Source organism: Curtobacterium luteum, from assembly GCF_001475545.1.
Lineage (GTDB): Bacteria > Actinomycetota > Actinomycetes > Actinomycetales > Microbacteriaceae > Curtobacterium > Curtobacterium luteum_A.
Genome location: NZ_LDQC01000068.1, coordinates 1 through 22,066, shown reverse-complemented (window position 1 = coordinate 22,066; position 22,066 = coordinate 1). Strand labels below are relative to the sequence as shown.

Genomic DNA, 22,066 nt, shown 5'->3' with positions numbered 1-22,066 from the left:
GCGACGGGCGCGGGCCGCGCACGCGACGGGCGCGGGCGCGGCTGGCACGGCGCGCAGCCCGCGTCGACCGGATTGCATCGCACCTGCGATCACAATTCGGTTCCCATCCGCTCCGGCACCGCGCGCCGAAGACCCCCCAACGGGTGCCGTGCGTGGAATGATGGCGGGGTGCTCGGCTGACCGAGTCTCGACTTCGCACGACGACCGCACAGGACATCGATGGAACTGATCGCACAGGAACGCGACCGGCTGCTCCGGTCGACCGTCCGTGTCGTCGGCATCGTCTGCACCCTGATCAGCGTCGTGGCCGTGCTGTCCTCGTTCGCCGTTCCCGTCGGGCTGCTCCTCGGCGCCCTGGCGTGCATCGCGGCGATGATCGCCGGCTTCGTGGCGTTCGGGTCGAGCGGGTCGGTGTGGTGGACCGCCGTCATCCTCGCCGGCGGCCTCGGTGCGCTGGCGATCCTGCTCATCGGGGCGGACGACGCCACGCGACCGGTCATCGCGAGCGCCGTCATGCCGCTGGCAGCAGGCGGTGTCTCCGCGCCGCTGATGGCCCAGCGCGGACACCCCGTCGGCCTCGGTCTGACCCTCGTCGCCGGCGCGGCCACCGCCGTGGGCATGACCTGGGCGACGGGGTCGCTCCTGTCGGTCGCCACGAGCGGGGCGCTCCTCGGCTGGGTCCTCCTCACGGTCGTGACCGTCTGGATCTCCCGGAGCATCCCCCGCGTCGCTCGCCGCATCTACAGCATCGGCACCGCGCACCGTGCCGAGCGGCAGGCGAGCGAGACCGAGGCCCAGCGCCGCCAGGGTGCTCGGCTCCTGCACGACACCGTGCTCGCGACCCTCACGCTCCTCGCCCACTCCGGTGTCGGCGTCTCGGAGCAGGCGATGCGCGAACAGGCCGCAGAGGACGCGCGGCTCCTCCGTCACCTCCGGCTCGGTGCGACGCCCCAGCCACAGCAGTCCGGCGACTACTCGCTGACGCGCGAGGAGGAGTCACCCCTCGGTCAGACCCTCGAGTCGGTCAAGCAACGCTTCGGTCGCATGGGGCTCGAGGTGAGCTGGCACGGGACCGGCCAGGTGCTCCTGCCGTCCAACGTCCTCGACGCCTTCCTGCTGGCGCTCGGCGAGTGCCTCGAGAACGTGCGGCGGCACGCGGGCGTCGGCGAGGCGCACGTGACCATCGTGCACGACAACGAGATGGTCCGCGCGATGGTCACGGACTCCGGTGTCGGCTTCGACCTCACGCACGTGAGCGCCGAGCGGCTCGGCTTCAAGGAGAGCGTCGTGAACCGCCTCCGCGAGGTCGGCGGCGACGCGAAGCTGTTCTCGGCGCCGGGCTCCGGCACGACCGTCGTCCTGGAGGCACCCCGATGAGCCAGCACCGTCCCGCAGGCACTGCGCCCCGACGGACGGGGGCCGCGCTGTGAGCCGCGTCCCCGAGGACACCATCAGTCGTGGACTGCCCGGTGAGACCGTGCAGTCCGCGCCGCGGACCCGCCGGGAGGCGCGGGAGCGGTACCGGGGCAGCGACCGTCGGCAGGCACGCGGCCTGCCCTCGACGTCGACCGGTGCTCGTTCGCTGCGGCAGGCGGCGAAGCCCGGCGCGTCCCTCGGTGCCGGGTACCTGGGCGCCGGCGCAGCCGTCCTCACCGCTATCGAGGCCGTCGCCGGCATCGTGCTCTTCCTCGCCCGCTGGCCCGAGTACCCCGACCCGTGGTTGCCCGCCGCCGCCTGGGGGCTGTACATCGTCGCGGCGCTCGGCGTGGGCCTCAGCCTGCTCACGTACGGAGAGCGGTTGACCGGGGTCGCGTTCGCACTGATCTGCGTGGTGTTGGCGTGCGTCGTCACACTCGACTTCATCGGCATCTGGCACGGCCACGACATCGCCCACTTCGCCACCGCGTCGGTCGCCGCGGGGTTCGCCCTGCTGCCCATCGCATCGCTGCGGCCGGCGCGCGAGGTCGCGGCGGCCATCGTCGTCCTCGGCACCACGTTCATCGTGATGTGCCTCGTCTCGACCCCCGTGACGACGGACACCCTGCCCGGCATGGTCTCGCTCGTCTCCCTGGTCGTCGTGCCGCCATCGCTCGCGCTGTTCGTCGTCCAGCGCTTCCGCCAACTCGTGCAGCGCGAGCTCGACCGCGTCCTGGTGCAGAGCAACGTGCAGGCGCCCCAGTTCGCCGTCGGTATGCTCGCGTCGGACGAGCTCGCCCGACTCGACCTCGCCGCCGAGAAGCTGCTGGACGCCGTCGCGAACGGGTCGGACCCGCTGCCCCTCTCGGATGCCTCGGCCTCGGTCGCCGCGTCACTCGCCACGGAACTCCGCCTGCACCTCATCGAGGGCCGCCGGGAGACCTGGCTGTACCACGCCATCACGGAGTCCGACCACCTCGGTCGCGCCGTGAGCGTCGCGGACCCGGGCTCGCTCGCCGGGCACCTCTCCCCCGCCCAACGCGACGGGCTCCTCCAGGCCCTGTGGCAGATGGCCGGTGAGGGTCGCACCGCCCAGCCCGGCCAGCCCGTCGTCGCCGTGACCCTCGGCCCCGTCGGGTCGGACGGTCACCCGGTCACCGACGAGACGATGGACGTCCCGATCGTCATCGAGTCGCGGAGCGTCACGCGCCGGCGGCTCGGTCCGGCGACGTGGAGCGCCCTGCACCGCATCGGCCCCTTCACCGAGACCGTGCAGGACGGCACCCTGCGCATCGTGGCGCACTGCGTCGTCAACCGGCACCCGACGATGTAGCCGTCGCGCGGACCGCACCCGGCTGGACCCGAACAACCGGACACCCTGATCAGCCTGCCCGTACCGTGCGTTCGGTCCCCCTAGGATCGGCACAGCCCCCGAGAAAGGACGCCACCATGGCGACTCCAGAGGAACCGATCCGACTCGCCCTCGTCGACGACCACAGGATGCTCCTCGGTGCACTGACGGAGTGGATCCGCAGCGCCGCCGACGACATCACACTCGTGGCCGCCGTGACGACCTGGCCGGAACTGCTCACGAGTCCCGCGTTCCCGGTCGACGTGGTGCTGCTCGACCTCGACCTCAAGGACTCGATCCCGGTCTCGCTCAAGATCTCCACGCTGAAGACCGCCGGCGTCAAGACCGTCGTGATGAGCACCTACTCGGAGCCGAACGTCGTCCGCGAGGCCCTCGCCTCCGGTGCACTCGGCTACCTCGTGAAGAGCGAGGACGCGGACATGATCGTCGAGGCGATCCGCTCCGCCCAGCGCGGCGAGCAGTACGTCTCCGCCGAGCTCGACCTCGCGATCAACTCCGGCGACGTCGGCGGCGTGCCGAAGCTCAGCGCCCAGGAGCGTCGCGTCATGGCGCTCTACGGCGGCGGCGAGCCGGTGAAGAGCGTGGCGTACCAGCTCGGCATCTCGGAGGAGACGGCGAAGAGCTACCTCAAGCGCATCCGCGAGAAGTACCGCGTCGCGGGCTTCGACGTCGGCACGAAGGTGGCGCTCCGGAAGCGGGCGATCACCGACGGCATCATCGTGCAGGACGGCAGCCCGCTCGGCCTGTAGCGCCTCCGCCGCGACGAAGGACTCCGCACGACCAAAGGCACTTCGAACCGCGCGATCGCATGGTTCGAGGTGCCTTTGGTCGTGTGAACACGAGGCACACCGACGGACGCAGCCGACGGCGTGCGCGGCGGGCGAGCGGCGAGGCACACCGACGGACGCAGCCGGCGGCGTGCGCGGCGGGCGAGCGGCGCGGCGCCCGCCGCCCGTCGAACGCGCGGCGCTCGTCGAACGCGCGGCGCCCGCCGAACGCGCGGCGCCCGCCGAACGCGCGGCGCCCGCCGAACGTCAGACGGTCGGGACCGGTGCCGTGATCGGGCCGGTGGACGGGTGCGCCGAGCGCAGCGCCGCACTGGCGGTCGACCGCCGCTCCACCCCGTAGCTGACCGCCGTGACCCCGACGCCCAGGAGCGCGAGCACGATCCCCAGCCACCCCGGCGCCAGGAACCCGAACCCGGCCGCGATCGCGGCACCGCCGAGGGCAGCGCCGAGGGAGTTGCCGATGTTGAACGCCGAGTGGTTCAGCGCCGCCGCGATCGTCCGGGCATCGCCTGCGACGTCCATGAGCCGCGACTGCACCGCCGGCGGGATCGCGGACGAGGTGGCCCCGATGAGGAACGCCCCGAGGAACATCCCGACCGTCCACTGCGCGGTCAGGACGGTGACGAGGAGCGACCCGACGAGCGCCAGGAGTCCGACGTAGATCGTGCGCTTGACGCTGTGGTCCGCCAGGTGCCCGCCGACGACGCCGCCGACGACCATGCCGAGCCCGACCACCACGAGGACGAGCGGGACCGCGGACTCGCTCAGGCCGGTGACGTTCTGGACGATCGGCGAGATGTACGAGTACACCGCGAAGAAGCCCCCGAAGCCGATCGCACCGAGGCCCATCACGATCCAGAGCTGCGGCTCGCGGAAGGCCCGGAGCTCACGGCCGATCGTCGCGTGCTCGTCCTTCGCGGACCGCGGCACGAACGCGGCGACCGCGAGGAACGTCAGCGCGAACAGCCCGGCGACCACCCCGTAGGCGGTGCGCCAGCCGGCGACCTGACCGACCCAGGTGATCGCGGGCACGCCGACGACGTTCGCGACCGAGAGTCCGAGGAGGACCATCGCGATGCCCTTGCCGCGCTTGCCCAGCCCCATCATGTCGCCCGCGACGATCGAGGCGATGCCGAAGTAGGCGCCGTGCGGCAGGCCGGCGACGAACCGCGCGACGAGCACGAGCCCGAACGACGGCAGCACGGCGCTCGCCACGGTGGCCAGCACGAAGCCGACGAGCAGGACGAGGATGAGGCCCTTGCGCGGGAACTTTGCCGACATCGCAGCGATGGTCGGTGCACCGACGACGACCCCGAGCGCGTACGCGCTGACGAGCCACCCGGCGTGTGCGATGCCCGCGTCGGGGTTCGCCGCGTACTGCGACGGCAGCAGGGCCTCGGCGATGTTCGGCAGGAGCCCCATCGCGACGAACTCGGTCGATCCGATCGCGAACCCGCCGAGGGCGAGGGCGATGAGCGCAGCGGCGCGGCGCGCAGGCGTGAGGTGGGTCATGGAGCCTGTCTCTCGGACGGGAGGAGCGGGTCGGCCCGGCACGCCGTCGAGCGACCCACGGGTGGTCCGGTGGATCGACCGGGACGGCGAAACACACGCTGGTCGCGCGGCGGCCCGTCACGAACGGCGGACACCGCCCGGATCGGGCGTCCCGGTTCAGCGGCGAACGGGTCGCAGGTCGATCGCCGACCTGCTCCCAGCAGTGTAGAACGCTCCAACCGACCGACGGAAGACGACGTGCCGAATCGATTCGACCGGTCGCGACGGCGTCAGCCCGGACGGGCGTCGCGCTCGCCGGCTCAGGCGGCGCGGCGCTCCGGCACGGCCCGAGCCGGTGCGGCGGCGGTCTCCGGCAGCTCGTCACGGTGGGCCCAGCCCGCGCCGCACTCGCTGCAGGTCGCCCAGGCGTGCTGTCCGTCGGCGTCGGAGTCGATGACGACCGAACGCAGGTCACAGTCGGGGCACCAGCCGTCGTGCATCATGAGCAGCTCCTCGTCGTCGCGCGGACGCCCCTCGCGTCCGTCACCGACAGGACACACCCGACCACCGACATCCGCGGGAGGCGCGCGGCGTGTCGCGGCCGCACCGAGCCCGCGCTCGGCACGGGCGGATGGTCAGTCGCCGAGCGCGGCCTCGAGCCGCTCGACCTTGCCGTCGAGCTCGCCCGTGTGCCCGGGCCGGATGTCGGCCTTGAGCACGAGCGAGACCCGCGTCCCGAACGGCGCGACGGCCTCGGTGGCGCGCTTCACGACGTCCATGACCTCGTCCCACTCCCCGATGTGATCGGGCATTGAGCAGTTGGGCCGACCTGGCCCCCTTCTCCTCCGACATATCGTCGAGAGGAGCTCCCATGCGAGTAGTTGGATACGCCCGTCTGTCCCGGGCCACGGAAGAGAGCACAGCAATAGTGCGACAGCGCCAGGCGATCGCCGACACAGCGCGGGCTCGCGGCTGGGAGCTCGTCGGGATCGAGGAGGACAACGATGTTTCAGCCACCCGGACACGACTGAACCGGCCGGGCCTCAACGCCGCCCGTGAGCGCCTTGCCCGTGGCGAAGCGGACGCCGTGCTCGTCTGGAAGCTTGACCGCTTGGCTCGGTCCGTTGTGGACTTCGGTCTGCTCTTGGACTCCGGGCTTCAAATCATTTCCTGCACGGAATCGCTCGACACGACCACGGCGATGGGCCGCGCAATGGCCGAAATCCTTCAGGTGTTCGCCGCTATGGAGGCCCGCACTATCGGCGCGCGTGTCTCGTCCGCTCGCCGCCACCTTCCAACGGTTGGCCGGTTCCCTGGGGGAATTGTGCCCTACGGGTACAGGGTGGTCCCCCACCCGTCGGGAGTCGGCCGAGCGTTGGAGCCGGACCCCGCGGAGGCGGCGGCGGTCCGCCTCGCCGCCACGCATGTCCTCGGCGGTCGATCGGTCTACGCGGTCTGCAAGAGCCTGAACGAGGCCGGGATCAAGCCCCGTCGCGCGGCCCAGTGGAGCGCCTCGTCCCTTCAGCGCCTACTCCGCTCCGACGCCGTCCTGGGTCGTGTGCGCGTCGGCACGGAGTACGCGAAGGGGCCCGACGGTAAGAAGCGCAAGGTCCGCTCTGCCACGGTGCTCCGAGACGAGCACGGCATGCCCGTTCAGCAGTGGGAGCCGATCCTCTCCCTCGACGAGGTCGAGCGTCTCAGGGCGCTGACGCAGCGGACGCCGACGCCGGGCCGCGCGGAGGCAACCGCCGAAGGTCGGCGTCGCAAGGCTTCCCGTGTCCTGTCGGGCTTGATCTCGTGCCCCGGATGCGACGGCACTCTCGTTGCGAAGAGTCGCCGCTCGGCGGGAAAGCCGGTCTACGCTTGCCAGGCGTCCGCCCAGGGACGCAAGTGCGAGCGCGGAGTCGTCGTGGAGTGCGACCGCGTCGAGGCTGAGGTCGAACGGCAGTTCCTCGCCGTCTTCGGTCGGTACGCCGTCGTCGAGCAACGCGTTCGACTTCGGGAGACAGGCGAGCTCGCGCGAGTGACAGAAGCGATCCGGACCACGTCCGAAGAGCTCCAGCATCCCGGGGCCGACATTCGTGCACTTGCTGAGCGACTCACGAAGCTGCACGCTGAGCGGGTCCGTCTCGACGCAGTCCCTAGCGACCCGACGTCTGAGCTCGTCGAGACGGGGAAATCGTTTGCGGAGGAATGGGAAGCTCGTGACTACCTCGGGCGCCGCGAGCTTCTGATCGGATGCGGCGCCGTGATCGGGCTTGCCTACGCAAAACAGCGCGGCAAGTGGGACCCGGCGCGGGTATCGCTCGCGTTCGACCGTCGCTAGTCGCCGCCCGTAGCCCCCTCTTCCGCGCCGGAACGAGGGGGCTCCGTCGTGTCCGGGGTGGTGAAGGTGTCGAAGGTGGCGGCGGCGCCGAGTCGACTCGCGCACCAGAGGCGCCTCCGCGCGCTCGCGCTCCTATTGCGCATGAGCAGCTCGACGCCACTGGCCCCCTTCCTCTGTGTTCCAGTCCTCCGCTCTCCGCGGACACTCAGAGAGAGAAGCACCATGCAGGTACCCAACGCCCTCGCGCCCCTGCGCGCGGCCCATCCGCCGCGCCTGCCGCGCTTTCGGTCCGGTGACGGAAGTGGTCGACTAATGCCCGCCTCCTATCTCTTCTCTTGGTGTCAACAAGAAGTAGAGAGACTGGGCGAGAGCGACACCTCGTCACTGCCGTCACGGGGCCGTGACGAATGAGCCGCCTTCGGGTTGCCGACATGGGCATGCCCTGCCAGCTCTGCGCACTTCGCGGCGGCCCGTACGGTCCCGCCGTCCGCGTCACCGCGTCCCGGCGGTGGTATGGCGACACGGACGGCGAGTACACGCCAGCAGACCCAGTCGACGGCGTTCCTTGCTGCACCACCTGCTATCAACGCGTCTACCGCCGAGCTCGACGAAAGGTAGCGGGGAAGTGAGCGCCGAGCTCACCCCCGAGGACCGCATCCGGCGCGCCGCCCTCGCCTTCGAAGACCCCGACGAGCCCGGCGTCGTAACCGCGATCGCCCTAGCGGGGCTTGCCCGCCGCCAGCGGCGCCGAGCAGTGGCGCGGAAGACGTGTGTCTGGTGCAACGAGCCGCAACCCCTCTCGGGGTTCGGCGCGGACGCAACGGCCGAAGACGGCCTCGAACGCCGTTGTCGGTCCTGTCGGCGGCGCCCTCGCCCGAAGGCATAGTTCGCCGCGCCACTGGCCCCCTTCTCTTCCGACCCCTCCTCGGGCTTGTGAAGGGGTCGCTCCCGGAGGACGACGCCCACCCTTGCCCTACCCGGCGAGGGTGGGCGTTTCTCCTGACCCTCATTCCGTTACCAACGTTGGAGCCGCCACCGTGAACCGCTCATGCGCCACCTGTGGCGCCCGGCTTGCCGCCGATCGGCGCCCAACGGCCCGCTACTGCAACTCGACGTGCCGCGTCGCCCGTCTCCGCGGCGACCGCGACCTCGACTCGGCCCGCGACGCCGCCGCAACAACCCTCCTGCTCCGCCAGACGAAGGCCCTCGCCGATCGCGACGCCGCGGCCCTCTGGGGAGACGCCGTCGCACGCTCCGCCGCAGACGCCGAGCTCCGCGAGATCGCCTCGCACGTCCGACGCCTCTTCGGCGTCTGACCCACCTACCCGCGCCCGGACGCGCAACCGCCGCCCGGTCCTCCTACCTCTAGGAACCCATGCCTAACACCCTGCTCACGCCAGACAATATCGCCGGGACCGCCGCCGAGCTCGTCGGGAAGGGGCTCGGCCTCGCCGCGCTCCTGCACCGCGACCTAGAAGCCGAGTTCAACCTCGGCAGCGGCGACACCGTGAAGATTCGCGTCCCTGGCGCGATTGCCGCGCAGACCCGCGGCATCTAAGACACGACGACTCCGCTCACCCGCGGCTCGATCACCGAGCAGTCGATCGACGTCAAGCTCTCCACGCACGCCTACAACGGCGTCGTGCTGTCCGAGGGTGACATGGACCTCGAAGTGACCGACTTCGCGAAGCAGATTCTCCTGCCGCAGGCGGACTCGATCGTGAACTACGTCGAGCGCACCGTCGCCACGACGATGAAGGCAACGCCGACGACCGAGCTCACCTACGACCCGGCGGCCCCCGCACGTGTCTTCACGGCCATTCGGAAGCAGCTCCGCGACAACGGCGTCCCCACGGAGGCGACCCTGATCGCCGCTGTCGGCTCGGGCGTTTACACGGACCTCCTCGACGGGCCGGTCGGCTCCTCGGGTACGACCTTCGACGCCGACGGCAAGGTCCGCGGCTTCCAGATCGTCGAGTCGACGCGCCTTGCGTCCGACGAGATCGTGGCCTTCATCCCCGAGGCTTTCGCCCTCGTCGTCCGCGCCCCGCGTGTGCCCGATGGGGCTCCGCATGGAGCCAGCGTGAAGGCCGAGGGCTTCGCCCTCCGTCACATCCGTGCATACGACCCGAGCCTCGCCGTCGACACCTCGACCGTGAGCGCGTTCGTCGGCGTCTCGGCCATGCCGCTCGCCGTCGACAACGAGGACGGCACCGTGGCCCTGAAGCCGGACGCGGGCGCCGTGCGTGTCCTGACCAACGCGGCCTGATAGGAGACCCCATGCCGAACCTCGAAACCATCGTCGCGGTCGTCGCGGCCGTCGAGCGCGCTCACCCCGTGCGCTCCCTCGCCGACGTCTCTCCGGCGGCCCAGGCCCGCCTCCGCGCCGAGGCCGCGCGCCGCGGCACCACGCCGGAGACCGTCCTCGACGAGGAGCTCGCCTTCGAGCGCGAACGCCGTGCCGCCGAGCAGCGCGTCGAGCGCACCGCCTCGCGCGCCCGCCGCGCCTACCGCGAGAGCGACACGCGCCGGACCGTTCATACGTCCGAGGCGTAATTCACCCCACCCCAAGCCCCGGCAGGTCCGGGGCTTTCGCGTCCCAGGAGGACACACAGAATGACCGATTCGACCGACACCTCGACCCCGCCGTGGGGCGACGACTTCGACGCCGAGCGCGCCTGGACCCTCGTCCAGAACCTCCGCGCCGATAAGGACAAGCTCCAGGGCGAGAAGGACACCCTCACGACCGAGCTCGCGACCGAGCGCCAGGCGCGCGGAGACGCAGAGAAGGCCGCGAAGGACGCCGACCCCGAGGGCAAGCTCACCGCCGCCGAGAAGCGCGCCGCCGACGCGGAGCGCTCGCTCTGGACCGAGCGCGCCCTCCGGAAGCACTCCATCGCCGAGGAGCTCGTCGAGTTCCTCTCCGGCGACACCGAGGAGGTGATCCTCGCGAAGGCGGAAAAGCTCTCTCGCGCAGGAGCCGCGGCAGCCCCAGCACCGGCCGAGGAGCCGACGCCAAGCGCCGAAGTCCCTGTCCGCCCAGCCCCGGACCTCACGCCGGGCCACGGTGGCGAGCCGACACCGGAGTTCAGCCCGGCGACAGTCGCCGCCGCGCTGCGAGCACGGGCGGGCGTCCGATGACGGCCGACGTCCTCAGCCGAGCGACGCCGTCCCGGCCCCCGCTTCCGGCCCAGGTTCGGCGCCACGCCGACGCCGCGCTGCGACTCGCATTGGCTCTCGCCGCGGTCGACGAGGCAATGGCTTCGCCACCGGCCGGTCGTGCTTCGTTCGCCCTCGCCTCGGCCCTCGGGGTGAAGGACCCCGTCGGCGAGACCGTCGCGTCGATCGACCGGCTCACGCTTGCTCGGCGCGCTGCCGAGGCAGAGCTCATGCTGGAGCGCACCGCCCAGGCCCTCGAAGGGTCCCTCCGCACCCTGGAGGGGGCCGTCGCTCAGTGGGAGGGCGACCGCCGGTGAGTGGCTGGGCGACGAGCGACCGGCGCTCGCGCCTGCCTGCGGACTGGCGCCGCCGCCGTGCCGCTGTCCTGGCCCACGCGAGGCGGTGGTGCCAAGCACTCGACAGTCTCGGCGGGCGATGCAACGAGCACGCTACAGACTGCGACCACGTCGAGCACGGCGACGACCACTCGCTCGACAACCTCCACGCTCTGTGCCGCTGGCATCACGCGCGCAAGAGCAGCGCGGAAGGTGCCTCGGCACGACGACCGAAGGCAGCCCCCACCTGGGCACCGGAGCCGCATCCGGGCCTCGTCTGAGCTGGGCCCAGTGCTCGCGAGGGTGGGGGGTGACTCCCCCTCACCCCCCACCCCGCTCTACCGAAACGGCATAGCGACTCCCGGCAAGCGCGGGTCTGAGGGTTTCAAGCATTATCCGGGGGAAATGCCGCATCGATCGCGCGCTTCAACCTCTCCGCGCGATCCCAAAGATTGTTGATCGGGAGCGTCGGATCGCTTGATCCATAGCTGTCCCCGCTGAACGTCGATTTTTCAACGAGCGTATGACTCTCCCTGCCCAGACGAGAAACGTGAGGGTACGCCAGCGCGCGCAACTCACCGAGCGCGTCGAGCGACGTCCGAGTGAACACAACATCACCGTCCTGTGTGAGCTCAACCTCTAGCTCGATCGCACGGTCGCGGAGGCCGCGTTGGAAATTACGGAGAGCGTGTTCCGCCTCCCCATCACGCGCCAATGCAGCGAGCTCCTCCGAAGACTTCGCCGCTATGCGCGCGCCGACGTAACCGCTACCCAGCCCTGCCACCACCGCCACGGCGAGCGTCAACCAGTCTCCCGCAGTGATTGTGCCCCAAAAATTCACGATACTCCCTAGTCCCCGCGTGTCGATCTCAGATGCTGACATTTGCGCGCATAGACGCTTCAGCGCCGATGCAGTTCACGACACCAATGCACGTGGCGATTCGAGGAATACCTCACCCCACCCCTCGCGGCACTGCCTCGCGACCATGACCGCCTTCCGACTCGGCCAATGCGCTCCGCCCCTCCTGGCTTCCGATACGCAGGCGGGTGCGCCTACCGGCCTTCTGCAGTGGTTAGGGCGAGAGTCCGTCCGCGGATGGCAGCTAGAACTCCTCTGGATCAACATCGGGCGCTTCGGACTCTTCGCCGTGACCAAGGTTGCTCGCCGATTTCGGCCTTCGAGCGTCGATCGCCAGGCTGTGCAAGTCGAAGCCAGTCGACTTCCTAAGGGCGTTAGTGCGGGAGGAAAGAGCGGCATGGCGCCGCGCTTCTGTCCGAGAGTCCGACAATCGCACCGCGAGGAACCACCCGGATTTGCAGCGCTCGCTTTTCAGATAGGAGATCAATTGATGCTCAAGCCCATCCCAGAACCGCCCATTCTTGAACTTCTTTATCTCCAGCAGAGATCGACGGGTCGATCCAGTGAACACGAAGTCTACGGGCCCTCGCCCGAGATTGACTTCACGATCTACGAATACTTGCGCCGCCTCGCAGTAGGCTTCGACCACTCCACGGTAGAGCAGTTGAATTGAAGTCTCGCGCTTTGGCGCCGACGTGTCATCATTCCAGAGCAACTCCCATCCACCGCGATCTTCCACAAAGTGTCGGAACTTTTCATTGACGAGCCCGACCACTTCATCCAAACTCAGTCGCGATATCGAATCGTCAATCGGGTCGCTTGATGCAGCCGCCCGCGCCTGAGCCTGCCAACTGTGCAATCCCTCGGGGTCTCGATCGACGTCATAAGGGTGCGGCTCATCGCCACTCCGAGCCTCAGTCCACTCCCGCACGAGGTCTGGGTGCTTGCGCGCCAAGTCAACAATGTCTGCTTTTGAAAGCTTACGACTAGTATCCCAATTGACGTCATCGCGAAAGCTAGGTTCAACCCAGTCCCACCAGTCTGAGGAGTTCAGCGTCGGCAACTCACGAAGAAAACGCTTCGGGATCAAAATCACTGGAGCACCGGTAGACGGATTTTTGGGTAAATCCACCTCCAATTCAACCCAACGAAGACGCTGCTCGTCAAAAGAAGCGTTTTTCACCTTGAACTTCTCCAGAGAAATCCCGTGGCGCTCGCAGATGGATTGCGTATATCTCACCAGTCGCTGTTTCAGCAGATTGCACGAAATGTCCGATATCCGATCGCGCCCGATTTTCTCGACGAGCAGGCTAAGTTCCTCGAAGCGATGGAGATCAGCGAGCCCTGCTTCTATTGCGAGAGCCATTGCGCCGACTATTCGCCGCGCAAATCCCCGCCCCGTGCCCGACCCCTTGGAGCCTGAAGCTACGTAACCCAGACCAATCTCAGACGGCTCTGGGAAGAGCATCATGTCGATTGTCTTGCGATACTGAACGCTTTCGGGGTTTTGGTGATGTCCGGCGAGTAGCCGGAAGCCCCTCTCGAAGTGGCCGCTTAAAAGATCATCACAATCCGCCCACCTGCCCTCTGTTTCTGCGAAGACGAGGAACGGATCGACAAAAAGCTGCGTGTCCTCCTCCAGGATCGGATCGAACCAGTCGTCGTCGGTCCCTAGCTCGATCTCGTAGGCCTCTGAAAAGTACACTGCCACCTCTTCCCTCGCCTTGATTCTGCCTCAACTTTCGCCGCCGGGCTACCGCAGCTCCGCGCCGCAGCACGGTTCGACCGGACACGCCCTAGGTGTGTGGGAGCGGCAGCAGGTTGTGACGAGTACTGCGCTCGCGGTCCTCGCCGCCGCGGCAGGCGCAGTAATTCGCGACCGCCGGTAGTCGCACTGACACCAGAAGGCCCCTTCGCTTTTGCGAGGGGGCCTTCTGCCGTTCGGCGTCGGCGGCACGTGACACGACTGCCTCGACGCTTCGACACTCCGCTACGTAGCGTCATCGACGGCACCGCCCTCCAGCCTCTCGTCAAAAGCTGGGGGCGCTGAGAAGTGGACGCCGGGCGCTTCGTGATCCGGTCATATGTCCACACCGAGAATGCCAGGCCCACGGCCAGGACGGGGCGGTCCGGCGCAACCGGGTGTCATCCTCATTCTGAATGGCTACGACTACGGGTACCCGCCTTAGGCCTCCGTCTGGCGCTCCGCCATGAAGCACCACAACGTGATGACGACGAGGTCAGCGTCAGTACGCTAGATGCCCTTCCTCGGCTCCTTGCCGAAGCCACCGCGCGAGCTTCAACACCCGGTCGGCCCGATTGACAGTGGCGTGGAAGACCGCGGTGTCGCTCCCCCGGTCCCCGGCCATCTCACTGGTCTGCCACTTACCGAAGTCGCCGTGCAGGAACCGCCCATAGAGCTGCGCCATCAACAGTTCGTCGTCCTGATACACCTTCGGGCTGTCTCCGAACGAGCTTCCAAACCCACCTTGCATGACGGCGACGTTTTGCTCCATCTCGTTCCATGTTCGCGCCGGGAGGTCTTCGCCTACGACGCACGCACGCGCCGCCCTGACGACTTCCGTCAGGTACAGGTTGTCAGTCTTCGCGAAGTACTTCCGGAGGAGCAGAGCGTGTGTGACCACCTTCCAGCGCTCGGCTTCGTCCGAGTGACCGAGCAGATTGATACTCCTACCGATCGGCATCGCAACGTTCAAGCGTTCGTAATCGGAGACAGTAGCTAGAAAATGCTGCACACGGTCCGCCGCCGTCGGGTGGTCGCTCAATGCCATAATGACACCCTGCCACCTGATTTTTGAAGTCGGCTTCGAGCCGCGCCTTCCGAGCCGCGGGTCGCTGCAACAGCAACGACCCCGCACCTCTGGCATCAGATGACTCCGCTCCTAACTGTCGAGCTCCGCTTCGAGACGCTGTACCTTCGCGTCGAGCTCGCCGGAGTAGCCCGGGCGAATGTCTGCCTTCAGCACGAGCGACACGCGGCTCCCGAACGGTGCGACCGCCTCCGTCGCCCGCTTGACGACGTCCATCACCGAGTCCCAGTCCGGACCCTCGATCTCCGTAAACATCGACGTCGTGCGATTCGGGAGCCCGCTCTCGCGCACGATCCGGACGGCCGCCGCAACGGCGTCGTGCACCGAGCCGTCCTCGCGGCCGTTGCCACTCGGTGAAACGCTGAACGCGACTAGCATCACGCGGCCTCCTTCATGTCCATTTGCGCTACTCTCGTCCCCTCGAGCTCGGTGAACATCGACGAGGTGCGGTTCGGGAGACCGCTCTCGCGGACGACCCGGACCGCGGCGGCCACGGCGTCGAGCACGGAGCCGTCCTCGGTTGCGGCGGGACCACCGGACGGTGCGACGGAGAACGCGACGATCATGCGTCCATCCTGCCCCGCTGACGCACCGAGCGCGCCGCGCCCGAGGACGGGCCGCCCGACGACGAGGCACCCGACAACGAGGCGCCCGACCCGAGCCGCACCAGTCCGACGATCCCCCACACGAGCAGGACGACCTCGAGCACGTTCCGGAGCGTCAGCACCACGAGGATCCACGGCTGCACGGTGAGGACCTGGTCGTAGTACCCGGGGTAGATCATTTGCGTCAGGAACGCCGTCGGCAGCGCGAGCAGCGCGATCGGCAGGAAGCGCCGTGCGCTCGCCCGTCCGGCGACGAGGCCCCACACCACGGGGACCGCGAACCAACCGATGTACTGCGGCGACCCCACCTTGTTCGTCGCGACGAGCGCGGCGACGAGCACGAGCGCGAGGAGCGGCGCCGCCTGCGTCCGGGGTGCGCCGCGCCGCACGGCCAGGAGCGCGAGGACCACCCCGGCGAGCACGACGAGCGCCATGAGCGGCGTCGACACCGCGGCGGCGGCGTGGGTCCCGGCGCCGGACACCTCGAACGTCAGGATCTCCCGGTCGTAGTACACGGCCGCACCGGGCGCACGGAAGGCCGCCGCCCACATGAAGGGCGTCGCGAGCGGCGACTCGATCTGGAGGGCACGGCCGCTCTGCTGCCCGACGAACGAGAACAGGTACGCTGCACCGCCGTACAGCACGTCGACGAGCACGATGAGCGCGGTCGTCACGAGGGCACCCGCGAGCACGCCGCGTCGGTGTCCGCGACGCAGGAGCACGAGGACCCCGACGAGCGCCGCCGGCCACACCTTGGTCCACGCCGCGAGCGTGAACAGCACCGACGCGACCGCCGGCCGGCACACCACGAACGCGAGCCCGGCGAGCGCGAGGACGGTCGCCACCGTGTCGATGCGGCCGAGCGCGATCGGACCCAGGGCGAGCAGGAAGACGAGCCACCACCAGACCACGCGGATCCGGACGGCGCCGACGCGGGCCCGGAACCGCCAGAGCACCACGCAGACGACGGCGTCGAGCAGCACCATGAGGACGAGCCACCCGGTCCCGATCGACGCGACACCGCCGAGCGCCGCCGCGGCCATCGGGACGATCGCGAGGATCGGGTACACCCACACCTGGTCGACGCCGACCCAGACGTGTGACTGCTGACCGGTCTCGATCCAGCGACGGTAGGTGATCGTCACGTCGCCGAGCGGCAGGTTGCCGGAGGTCGTCGTGAGCCACCACAGCACGGCGTGGACGGCGACGAACGCCGCGCCGAACAGGACGGGCTCGACCCAGGCTCTCCGCTGCACCGGACGAGCGTACCGACCCAGCCGTGCGGGAACGCCGACAAGGGCGTCGGAGGTGACCGGATGACGGCCGGGAGGCGCGGTGCGGGCCCGACCCGTGCCTCCCGGCCGTCGTGTGCTCGCGTCCACCGCAGCGGAACGACCTGCCCGCTGTCGTGCGACGACCGCGACGTCGGTCCTCGTCGCCACGGGCTGCCCGCGTCTGCAACGGACGACGGATCCGCTGTCGTCCGACAGCGGATCCGTCGTCGGGCAGCGGCACCTCGTGCCGGGCGGCTACCGCGGTTCCTCCGCGTCGCCGTCGACCGCGAGGTCCCGGACGACGCCGCTCACCCGTTCGATCAGCCCGGTGATCGGGAACGGGCCGCCACGCGAGGCGCGGCGCGCCGCGAGCCCGTGCACGACGGCCGCCGTCGCCGCGAGGTGCGCCAGGTCCGACGGCTCGAGCCGCCGGTCCGCGGACTCGGCGAGGCCCTGCCGTGCGGCGACGAGCGCGCCGAGCACGCCCCCCAGGGCGTCCCCGGCGCCCGCGGTCGCGAGCCACGGCGTCGCGGAGGACGCGACGAGCGCGACGGCGCCGTCGGGCGTCACGACGTGGGTCTGCTCGCCCTTGAGGAGCACGACGCTGCCGGTCTGCCGGGCGGCGCGGAGTGCCGCGGCGGCCGGGTCCGCCTCGACGTCCTCACGGGACTCGCCGAGGAGGGACGCGGCCTCGCCGGCGTGCGGGGTGAGCACGGCGAGCGGGCCGAGGTCGACGAGCGGGATCGCGCCGGCGTCGACGACCACCGGGACGCCGTCGTCGGAGGCGTGCCGGAAGGCGTCGGCGGTGGATGCGTCGAGGTCGTCGAGCGACGGGGCGGAGATGCCGGAGCCGACGAGCCACGCCTGCACCCGGCCGACGCCGGACACGACCTCGGGACGACGGGTGAGGACGTGGTCGGTCGCGCGGTCCGGGCCGACGTACCGGACCATGCCGACGCCGGTGTGCACGGCCGCGTCGACACCGAGGACGGCCGCCCCCGGGTACCGGTCGGAGCCGGTCGCGACGCCGAGGACCCCGCGGCGGTACTTCGTGGACTCCCCGTGCGGCACGGTGATCCACGGGGCGGCGTCGGACGGTCGGAAGGGCACGGGATCGCTCATCGTCCCGACAGTACGGTGGGGTGCATGAGTCTGTTCCTCCCCGGTCGCGTCGTGGTCTTCGACTACGGGGAGGTGATCAGCAGGACGCCGCACGCGTCGCGGGACGCCCTCGTCGCCGCGACCGGTGTGCCCGCGGACGAGCTGTTCCCCGTCTACCAGGAGCTCCGGCACGACCTCGACCGCGGGGACCTGTCGGTGCTCGCGTACTGGCGGGCCATCGGTGCGCGCGTCGGCCGGACCTGGAGCGTCACGGACGTGCACCGGTTCTGGGCGATCGACTTCACCGGCTGGTTCGAGGTCGAGCCGGAGACCCTCGCGATCGTCGAGGAGCTGCACGACGCCGGCACCCGGCTGGCGCTGCTCTCGAACGCCGGGTTCGACTTCGGCGACCCGTACCGCCGGTCGCCGATGGGGTCGCTGTTCGAGACCGTCGTCGTGAGCGCCGAGGACCACGTGCTCAAGCCCGACCCGTCCATCTACCGCGACACCTGCGACCGACTGGGAATCACACCCGAGCAGATGGTGTTCGTCGACAACAGGGCCGAGAACGCCGCCGGCGCGGAAGCGATCGGGGCGGTCGGCCACCACTACACGTCCCCCGCCGGCCTGCGGACCTTCCTGCAGGACCTGGCGGCGACCGTCGAAGGAGCACCCGCGTGACGCACGTCCTGTTCGAGCCGATCACCATCCGCGACCTCACCGTCCGCAACCGCATCTGGGTGTCCCCGATGTGCCAGTACTCGGTCGAGGCCCAGGACGGCGTCCCGACCCCGTGGCACCTCGTGCACCTCGGGTCGTTCGCGAAGGGCGGCGCCGGCGCGGTCGTGGTCGAGGCCACGGGCGTCGTCCCCGAGGGGCGGATCAGCCCGCAGGACCTCGGGCTCTGGAACGACGAGCAGCGCGACGCGTTCCGTCCGATCGTCGACTTCGTCCACTCGCAGGGCGCGGCCGCCGGCATCCAGCTGGCACACGCCGGCCGCAAGGCCTCGACCTTCCGCCCGTGGGAGTCCGAGCACGGATCGGTGCCGGTCGAGCAGGGCGGTTGGCAGACCGTCGCCCCCTCGGCGGATGCCTTCGACGGCTACGCCGAGCCCCGCGAGCTCGCGGCCGAGGACGTCCGGGTCGTCGCACTGTCCTTCGCCGCAGCCGCCCGTCGCGCGGTCGACGCCGGCTTCGACCTCGTCGAGCTCCACGCCGCGCACGGCTACCTGCTGCACCAGTTCCTCTCCCCGCTGTCGAACCACCGCGAGGACCACTACGGCGGATCGCTCGAGAACCGCGCCCGCGCGCTCCTCGAGGTGCTCGACGCCGTCCGCGCCGAGGTCGGCGAGGGCTTCCCGGTCGTCGTCCGGTTCTCCGCGACCGACTGGGTCGACGGCGGCCTGACGCTCGACGAGACCGTGCAGGTCGCGCGGTGGGCGGCCGAGCACGGCGCCGACCTCGCCGACGTCTCGACGGGCGGGAACGTGTCGAGCGCGCCGATCCCCGTCGGCCCGGGCTACCAGGTGCCGTTCGCCGCGGCGGTCAAGCGCGAGGCGGGGATCGGGACGATCGCGGTCGGGATGATCTCGGAGGCGTTCCAGGCAGAGCAGGTCGTCGCGACCGGGCAGGCCGACGTCGTCATGGTCGGCCGGGAGTTCCTCCGCGACCCGTCGTTCGCCCTGCGCGCGGCGGTGGAGCTCGGGGTGCGTGTGGACTACGAGCCGCAGCAGTACCACCGGGCCCGGGTGACCGCCTGACCCGTCCTGTACGTCCTCTCGGCTTCCCGACGCCCACCCGGTACGATGATGGGCACTGTGGACGATCCTCCGAATGCCTCTTCGCCCTCCCACTCATCCGCCGCTCACACGGTGAGCAGCTCCTCCCCGCACGGTCCGGGGGGTGAAGAATGAGTCCGATCGACGTCGTCATGCTGATCGGTGGCATCCTGCTGACGCTCGGCACCGGTGTCTTCGTCGCGTCTGAGTTCGCGCTCGTGAACCTCGACCGCGCCGAGGTCGAGGCCCGTCGCGACCGGGGCGAGTCCGGCCTCACGCCGGTCATCGGTGCGCTGAAGGTCACCTCGACGCACCTCTCCAGCGCGCAGCTCGGCATCACGCTGACCACGCTGCTCACCGGGTACCTGCTCGAACCGTCGATCGCGACGCTGCTCGAGGCGCCGTTCCTCGCGATGCAGCTGCCCGAGGCCGTGGTCGAGACGGTCGGATCGATCGTGGCACTCGTCATCGCGACGCTGCTCTCGATGATCCTCGGTGAGCTCGTCCCGAAGAACTTCGCGCTCGCGCTGCCGCTGCAGACGGCCAAGATCGTCGTCCCGCTGCAGATCGCGTTCACGACGGTGTTCAAGCCCGCGGTCGCGGTCCTCAACGGCACCGCGAACGCCGTGCTGCGGTCGATGGGGATCGAGCCCCAGGAAGAGCTGTCCGGAGCCCGCAGCGCGGAGGAGCTCACCTCGCTGCTCCGCCGGTCCGCGTCCGAGGGCTCCCTCGAGCAGGACACCGCGACCCTCCTCGAACGGACCATCTCGTTCTCCGAGCTCGACGCGGGCGAGGTCATGACGCCGCGGCCGCGCCTGTCCACCATCCGGGTGTCCGAGTCCGCCGAGGCCGTCCTCGCCCTCGCCCGGAGGACCGGTTTCAGCCGGTTCCCCGTCATCGAGGAGGACGCCGACGACGTCGTCGGCATCGTGCACGTCAAGCAGGCGGTCGCCGTCCCCCGCGAGAAGCGCCCCGAGGTCCCCGTCGGCGCGCTCATGACCGATGCCGAGCGCGTACCCGAGACCATGCCAGGGGACGCCCTGCTCGCCGAGGTCCGGAGCCGCGGCTACCAGATGGTCATCGTCGTCGACGAGTACGGCGGCACCGCCGGGGTCGTCACGCTCGAGGACCTCGTCGAGGAGATCGTCGGCGAGGTGTCCGACGAGCACGACCGCGCCCGCATCGACGTCGTCCGTTCCCGCGGCTGGCTGACGTTCCCCGGGCTCCTCCGCCCCGACGAGCTCGAGGACCGCGCCGGGGTCCGGGTGCCGGAGGACGGTCCGTACGAGACCGTCGGCGGGTTCGTCATGTCGACGCTCGGGCGCCTGCCCGTCGTCGGTGACGAGGTCCCCATCGACGGCGGCGTGTTCCGCGTCGAGCGCCTGGACGGCCGCCGAGTCGACCGGATCCGGTACACACCGACCGCGCCCCCACCGTCCGAGCCCGCCGCGCAGTCCCCCGCGACCGCGATCATCATCCCCGCGACGAAGTCCACGCCGACCGTCGACAGCACGACCACCCGCACGACCACGAAGGGCGGCACCCGATGACCACCGTCACCGTCCTCGCCGCCGGCGAGTCCGCCTCCTCCGCCTCCGACTGGTGGGGCATCTTCTGGCTCGTCGTGCTGCTGCTCGGCAACGCCTACTTCGTCGCCGCCGAGTTCGCCGTGATCTCCGCACGACGGTCGCAGATCGAGCCGCGGGCCGAGGCCGGGTCGAAGGCCGCCCAGATGACCCTCTGGGCGATGGAGCACGCCACCCGCATGCTCGCCACCACCCAGCTCGGCATCACGGTCTGCTCGCTGCTCATCCTCAACGTCTCCGAGCCGGCGATCCACCACCTGCTCGAGGGGCCGCTGCACCTCACCGGGTGGAGCGTCGAGGTCATCGGCGTCGTCGCGTTCGTCTTCACGCTGCTGCTCGTGTCGTTCCTGCACGTCGTGTTCGGCGAGATGGTGCCGAAGAACATCTCCTTCTCGATGCCCGACCGCGCGGCGCTCATGCTCGTGCCGACGCTCTGGTACATCGGCCACGGGCTGCACTGGGTCGTCGTCGGTCTCAACGAGGCGGCGAACGGCGTGCTCCGGTTGTTCAAGGTCGAGCCGAAGGACGAGGCCGTCAGCGCCTTCACCGTCGAAGAGGTGCAGACGATCGTCGAGCAGTCCCGCCGCGAGGGCACCCTCGTGGACAACGGTGGCACGCTCCGGATGGCGTTCGAGTTCACGGAGAAGCAGGTCAAGGACATCGCGGTGCCGATGGCCGAACTCGTGACCCTGCCCGAGGACGCCACCCCCGGCGACGTCGAGCGGGCGGTGGCGCAGCGCGGGTTCTCCCGGTACGTGCTCGTCGGCGACGACGGCTCCCCCACGGGCTACGTGCACGTGAAGGACGTCATCGACCTGCGCCCGGACGAGTACGACGACCCGGTGCCGCCGAAGCGCATCCGGCAGCTCATCTCGCTGTACACCGAGACCGACCTCGAGGACGCCCTCGCGACCATGCGGGGCGCCGGTCGTCACGTGGCGCGGGCGTTCGACGCCGAGGGGCGCACGCTCGGCGTGCTCTTCCTCGAGGACATCCTCGAGGAGCTCGTCGGCGAGGTCGAGGACGCGACCCGCCGTCGCTGACGCGACCGACCTGCGGACGGGAGGCACGGTGCCAGCCCGCACCGCGCCTCTCGTCCGTCACGTGCTCACGAACCGAGACTCGGCTGGGCGGACAGTTCCGCG

Annotated in this window: 23 protein-coding genes and 1 pseudogene; 14 read left to right on the top strand and 10 right to left on the bottom strand. The window is 69.9% G+C overall.

The window, feature by feature from the left end; all coding sequences use genetic code 11:
- Positions 1–219: 219 nt before the first annotated feature.
- From NS184_RS12145 to NS184_RS12135, 3 genes are all read left to right on the top strand, one after another.
- The gene (locus tag NS184_RS12145) at positions 220–1,377 is read left to right on the top strand and encodes an ATP-binding protein (protein WP_058726374.1); all 1,158 of its coding nucleotides are present in this window, start codon (positions 220–222) and stop codon (positions 1,375–1,377) included.
- 49 nt (positions 1,378–1,426) lie between these two features.
- Positions 1,427–2,749, top strand: coding sequence for a hypothetical protein (locus NS184_RS12140; RefSeq protein ID WP_058726373.1), 1,323 nt, complete (start codon positions 1,427–1,429; stop codon positions 2,747–2,749).
- A 116-nt stretch (positions 2,750–2,865) separates the two neighbouring features.
- Positions 2,866–3,537, top strand: coding sequence for a response regulator transcription factor (locus NS184_RS12135; RefSeq protein ID WP_058726372.1), 672 nt, complete (start codon positions 2,866–2,868; stop codon positions 3,535–3,537).
- 285 nt (positions 3,538–3,822) lie between these two features.
- Here the strand turns inward: NS184_RS12135 and NS184_RS12130 are convergent, their stop codons facing one another.
- The 3 genes and pseudogenes from NS184_RS12130 to NS184_RS12120 form a co-directional block, all read right to left on the bottom strand.
- Positions 3,823–5,088, bottom strand: a complete 1,266-nt coding sequence (locus NS184_RS12130; protein WP_058726371.1) for an MFS transporter — start codon at positions 5,086–5,088, stop codon at positions 3,823–3,825.
- Between the two features lie 299 nt (positions 5,089–5,387).
- On the bottom strand, positions 5,388–5,570 hold the full coding sequence (locus NS184_RS12125; protein ID WP_152998195.1) for a hypothetical protein: 183 nt from the start codon (positions 5,568–5,570) through the stop codon (positions 5,388–5,390).
- A gap of 132 nt (positions 5,571–5,702) precedes the next feature.
- Positions 5,703–5,867, bottom strand: a pseudogene (locus NS184_RS12120) (thiamine-binding protein); the annotation flags it as partial.
- Positions 5,868–5,938: 71 nt separating this feature from the next.
- On the opposite strand from NS184_RS12120, the gene NS184_RS12115 reads away from it, so the two are divergent.
- The 7 genes from NS184_RS12115 to NS184_RS18980 all read left to right on the top strand — a co-directional run bounded on the left by NS184_RS12115 (position 5,939) and on the right by NS184_RS18980 (position 10,869).
- On the top strand, positions 5,939–7,393 hold the full coding sequence (locus NS184_RS12115) for a recombinase family protein (protein ID WP_083513663.1): 1,455 nt from the start codon (positions 5,939–5,941) through the stop codon (positions 7,391–7,393).
- A gap of 1,037 nt (positions 7,394–8,430) precedes the next feature.
- Positions 8,431–8,709, top strand: a complete 279-nt coding sequence (locus tag NS184_RS12110; RefSeq protein WP_058726368.1) for a hypothetical protein — start codon at positions 8,431–8,433, stop codon at positions 8,707–8,709.
- A gap of 59 nt (positions 8,710–8,768) precedes the next feature.
- Positions 8,769–8,951, top strand: coding sequence for a hypothetical protein (locus NS184_RS12105; RefSeq protein WP_058726367.1), 183 nt, complete (start codon positions 8,769–8,771; stop codon positions 8,949–8,951).
- A 102-nt stretch (positions 8,952–9,053) separates the two neighbouring features.
- The gene (locus tag NS184_RS12100; protein ID WP_152998194.1) at positions 9,054–9,662 is read left to right on the top strand and encodes a hypothetical protein; all 609 of its coding nucleotides are present in this window, start codon (positions 9,054–9,056) and stop codon (positions 9,660–9,662) included.
- 11 nt (positions 9,663–9,673) lie between these two features.
- Entirely contained in the window at positions 9,674–9,949 is a 276-nt protein-coding gene (locus NS184_RS12095) for a hypothetical protein (protein ID WP_058726365.1), read from the top strand.
- Positions 9,950–10,009: 60 nt separating this feature from the next.
- A complete protein-coding gene (locus NS184_RS12090) occupies positions 10,010–10,534 on the top strand; it encodes a hypothetical protein (protein ID WP_058726364.1) in 525 nt (174 codons plus the stop codon).
- The gene (locus NS184_RS18980) at positions 10,531–10,869 is read left to right on the top strand and encodes a DUF7169 domain-containing protein (RefSeq protein WP_430733542.1); all 339 of its coding nucleotides are present in this window, start codon (positions 10,531–10,533) and stop codon (positions 10,867–10,869) included. Before NS184_RS12090 ends, NS184_RS18980 begins: the two co-directional genes overlap by 4 nt.
- Positions 10,870–11,272: 403 nt before the next feature.
- On the opposite strand, the gene NS184_RS17930 is transcribed toward NS184_RS18980, so the two are convergent.
- The 7 genes from NS184_RS17930 to NS184_RS12060 form a co-directional block, all read right to left on the bottom strand.
- Positions 11,273–11,770, bottom strand: coding sequence for a hypothetical protein (locus NS184_RS17930; protein ID WP_193750457.1), 498 nt, complete (start codon positions 11,768–11,770; stop codon positions 11,273–11,275).
- A gap of 220 nt (positions 11,771–11,990) precedes the next feature.
- Positions 11,991–13,457 (bottom strand): hypothetical protein, encoded by a 1,467-nt coding sequence (locus tag NS184_RS17925; protein ID WP_193750456.1) that lies wholly within the window; start codon positions 13,455–13,457, stop codon positions 11,991–11,993.
- Positions 13,458–13,992: 535 nt separating this feature from the next.
- The gene (locus tag NS184_RS12080; protein ID WP_058726362.1) at positions 13,993–14,538 is read right to left on the bottom strand and encodes a hypothetical protein; all 546 of its coding nucleotides are present in this window, start codon (positions 14,536–14,538) and stop codon (positions 13,993–13,995) included.
- Between the two features lie 111 nt (positions 14,539–14,649).
- Positions 14,650–14,955, bottom strand: coding sequence for a thiamine-binding protein (locus NS184_RS12075; protein ID WP_058726397.1), 306 nt, complete (start codon positions 14,953–14,955; stop codon positions 14,650–14,652).
- Positions 14,955–15,143, bottom strand: coding sequence for a thiamine-binding protein (locus tag NS184_RS12070; RefSeq protein WP_058726361.1), 189 nt, complete (start codon positions 15,141–15,143; stop codon positions 14,955–14,957). Before NS184_RS12070 ends, NS184_RS12075 begins: the two co-directional genes overlap by 1 nt.
- On the bottom strand, positions 15,140–16,438 hold the full coding sequence (locus NS184_RS12065; protein WP_058726360.1) for a glycosyltransferase family 87 protein: 1,299 nt from the start codon (positions 16,436–16,438) through the stop codon (positions 15,140–15,142). The genes NS184_RS12070 and NS184_RS12065 overlap by 4 nt, the downstream gene beginning before the upstream one ends.
- Positions 16,439–16,711: 273 nt before the next feature.
- Complete coding sequence (locus NS184_RS12060; protein ID WP_058726359.1) at positions 16,712–17,578, bottom strand: ADP-dependent NAD(P)H-hydrate dehydratase; 867 nt, start codon at positions 17,576–17,578, stop codon at positions 16,712–16,714.
- Between the two features lie 24 nt (positions 17,579–17,602).
- Between NS184_RS12060 and NS184_RS12055 the strand changes: the two genes are divergently transcribed.
- From NS184_RS12055 to NS184_RS12040, 4 genes are all read left to right on the top strand, one after another.
- Entirely contained in the window at positions 17,603–18,238 is a 636-nt protein-coding gene (locus NS184_RS12055; RefSeq protein ID WP_058726358.1) for an HAD family hydrolase, read from the top strand.
- Entirely contained in the window at positions 18,235–19,317 is a 1,083-nt protein-coding gene (locus NS184_RS12050; protein WP_058726357.1) for an NADH:flavin oxidoreductase/NADH oxidase, read from the top strand. The genes NS184_RS12055 and NS184_RS12050 overlap by 4 nt, the downstream gene beginning before the upstream one ends.
- Before the next feature lie 149 nt (positions 19,318–19,466).
- Complete coding sequence (locus tag NS184_RS12045) at positions 19,467–20,885, top strand: hemolysin family protein (RefSeq protein ID WP_058726356.1); 1,419 nt, start codon at positions 19,467–19,469, stop codon at positions 20,883–20,885.
- On the top strand, positions 20,882–21,964 hold the full coding sequence (locus NS184_RS12040) for a hemolysin family protein (RefSeq protein ID WP_058726355.1): 1,083 nt from the start codon (positions 20,882–20,884) through the stop codon (positions 21,962–21,964). The genes NS184_RS12045 and NS184_RS12040 overlap by 4 nt, the downstream gene beginning before the upstream one ends.
- Positions 21,965–22,066 lie beyond the last annotated feature (102 nt).

Excerpts from the sequence above, each read along its gene's own strand:
- NS184_RS12145 (WP_058726374.1), top strand. The coding sequence starts at position 220 with ATGGAACTGATCGCACAGGAACGCGACCGGCTGCTCCGGTCGACCGTC.
- NS184_RS12135 (WP_058726372.1), top strand. The coding sequence starts at position 2,866 with ATGGCGACTCCAGAGGAACCGATCCGACTCGCCCTCGTCGACGACCAC.
- NS184_RS12130 (WP_058726371.1), bottom strand. The coding sequence starts at position 5,088 with ATGACCCACCTCACGCCTGCGCGCCGCGCCGCTGCGCTCATCGCCCTC.
- NS184_RS12125 (WP_152998195.1), bottom strand. The coding sequence starts at position 5,570 with ATGATGCACGACGGCTGGTGCCCCGACTGTGACCTGCGTTCGGTCGTC.
- NS184_RS12115 (WP_083513663.1), top strand. The coding sequence starts at position 5,939 with ATGCGAGTAGTTGGATACGCCCGTCTGTCCCGGGCCACGGAAGAGAGC.
- NS184_RS12105 (WP_058726367.1), top strand. The coding sequence starts at position 8,769 with ATGCCTAACACCCTGCTCACGCCAGACAATATCGCCGGGACCGCCGCC.
- NS184_RS12100 (WP_152998194.1), top strand. The coding sequence starts at position 9,054 with ATGGACCTCGAAGTGACCGACTTCGCGAAGCAGATTCTCCTGCCGCAG.
- NS184_RS12095 (WP_058726365.1), top strand. The coding sequence starts at position 9,674 with ATGCCGAACCTCGAAACCATCGTCGCGGTCGTCGCGGCCGTCGAGCGC.
- NS184_RS12090 (WP_058726364.1), top strand. The coding sequence starts at position 10,010 with ATGACCGATTCGACCGACACCTCGACCCCGCCGTGGGGCGACGACTTC.
- NS184_RS18980 (WP_430733542.1), top strand. The coding sequence starts at position 10,531 with ATGACGGCCGACGTCCTCAGCCGAGCGACGCCGTCCCGGCCCCCGCTT.
- NS184_RS17930 (WP_193750457.1), bottom strand. The coding sequence starts at position 11,770 with ATGTCAGCATCTGAGATCGACACGCGGGGACTAGGGAGTATCGTGAAT.
- NS184_RS12080 (WP_058726362.1), bottom strand. The coding sequence starts at position 14,538 with ATGGCATTGAGCGACCACCCGACGGCGGCGGACCGTGTGCAGCATTTT.
- NS184_RS12075 (WP_058726397.1), bottom strand. The coding sequence starts at position 14,955 with ATGCTAGTCGCGTTCAGCGTTTCACCGAGTGGCAACGGCCGCGAGGAC.
- NS184_RS12070 (WP_058726361.1), bottom strand. The coding sequence starts at position 15,143 with ATGATCGTCGCGTTCTCCGTCGCACCGTCCGGTGGTCCCGCCGCAACC.
- NS184_RS12060 (WP_058726359.1), bottom strand. The coding sequence starts at position 17,578 with ATGAGCGATCCCGTGCCCTTCCGACCGTCCGACGCCGCCCCGTGGATC.
- NS184_RS12055 (WP_058726358.1), top strand. The coding sequence starts at position 17,603 with ATGAGTCTGTTCCTCCCCGGTCGCGTCGTGGTCTTCGACTACGGGGAG.
- NS184_RS12045 (WP_058726356.1), top strand. The coding sequence starts at position 19,467 with ATGAGTCCGATCGACGTCGTCATGCTGATCGGTGGCATCCTGCTGACG.
- NS184_RS12040 (WP_058726355.1), top strand. The coding sequence starts at position 20,882 with ATGACCACCGTCACCGTCCTCGCCGCCGGCGAGTCCGCCTCCTCCGCC.